At 64.9% G+C, this 1,717-nt stretch carries 1 protein-coding gene; it reads right to left on the minus strand.

All coding sequences use genetic code 11. From position 1 onward, the window contains the following. The coding region (locus FHD02_RS23930; protein ID WP_220394381.1) for an Ig-like domain-containing protein at nucleotides 1–1,717 on the minus strand (1,717 nt) is incomplete at both ends.

The raw sequence follows: 1,717 nt of genomic DNA on the forward strand, positions 1-1,717 counted from the left end.
GTCCTTCGTTGCCGCCACCGGGGTACCGCCGTCAATACTCACCATCACGCTGACCGCATCCGGGTCGGTGCTGATGGCAAAACCCGGCGTGGTGTCGCGGGTCTGGTTATCGCCGGTGGTGCCGGTGTCATCGCTCAGCGTGATGACCGGGGCCGCCACGGCGGTATCCACGGTGACCGCCAGCGCCGCTGAGGTCGCGGTGTTGCCCGCGTCGTCGGTGACAATAACGCTGATGCTGTAATCCCCGTCCGCCAGCGCCGGCGAGGTAAAGCTCCAGGTGCCGTCCGTCTGCACGGCGTCATAGGCGGTGCCGTTAATCAGCACCTGCACATCCGTCACATCGGCGTCGATATTCCCCAGCGTAAAGGCTGGGGTGGTATCGTTCGTGATGTTGTCCGTCGCGCTGCTGCCGCTGTCGCTGGCGTCTGCCAGGTCCACCGTCGGCACTGAGAGTGTGGTGTCGACGTTAAAACTCATGATGTCCGAGGTGGCGGTATTCCCCGCCACATCCGTCACCGTCGCCACGATGGTGTGGTCGCCGTCGGTCAGTTCACCGGACGTGATATGCCACTGCCCGGCCGCATCCTTCGTTGCCGCCACCGGGGCGCCGCCGTCAATGGAGACCATCACGCTCACGGCGTCTTTATCCGTGGTGATGGCAAAGCCCGGGGTGGTGTCGCGGGTCTGGTTGTCGCCGGTGGTACCGGTGTCGTCGCTCAGCGTGATCACCGGGGTCGCCACGGTGGTGTCCACGGTGACCGCCAGCGCCGCCGAGGTCGCGGTGTTGCCCGCGTCGTCGGTGACCTGCACGGTGAAGGTGTAATCCCCGTCTGCCAGTTGCGGGGCGGTAAAGCTCCAGGTGCCGTCTGCCAGCGTCGCCGGATAGGACGTGCCGTTAATCAGCACCTGCACCGAGGTGACATCGGCGTCGATATTGCCCAGCGTAAAGGTTGGGGTAGTATCGTTCGTGATGTTGTCCGTCGCGCTGCTGCCGCTGTCGCTGGCGTCTGCCAGGTCCACCGTCGGCACTGAGAGTGTGGTGTCGACGTTAAAACTCATGATGTCCGAGGTGGCGGTATTCCCCGCCACATCCGTCACCGTCGCCACGATGGTGTGGTCGCCGTCGGTCAGTTCACCGGACGTGATATGCCACTGCCCGGCCGCGTCCTTCGTTGCCGCCACCGGGGTACCGCCGTCAATACTCACCATCACGCTGACCGCATCCGGGTCGGTGCTGATGGCAAAGCCCGGCGCCGCCACGTTAGTCTGGTTATCCCCCGCCGTCCCGGTGTCATCACTCAGCGTAATGACCGGGGCCGCCACGGCGGTGTCCACCGTGATGGCCAGCACCGCCGAGGTCTGCACGTTCCCGGCATCGTCAGTGACCTGCACGGTGACACTGTAGTCCCCGTCCGCCAGTTGCGGGGCGGTAAAGCTCCAGGTGCCGTCCGTCTGCACGGCGTCATAGGCGGTACCGTTGATAATCACCTGCACATCCGTCACGTCAGCGTCAATATTCCCCAGCGTGAACACCGGGGTGGTGTCGTTCGTGATGTTATCGGTCGCGCTGCTGCCGCTGTCGCTGGCGTCTGCCAGGTCCACCGTCGGCACTGAGAGCGTGGTGTCGACGGTAAAGCTCAGGGTCGCCGAGTCCGCGGTGTTGCCCGCGAGGTCGGTGACGGTGGCCACGATGGTGTGGTCACCGTCGGCCAGCTCG

It is taken from the genome of Citrobacter sp. EC_71 (genome assembly GCF_019584005.1).
GTDB lineage: Bacteria > Pseudomonadota > Gammaproteobacteria > Enterobacterales > Enterobacteriaceae > Citrobacter > Citrobacter werkmanii.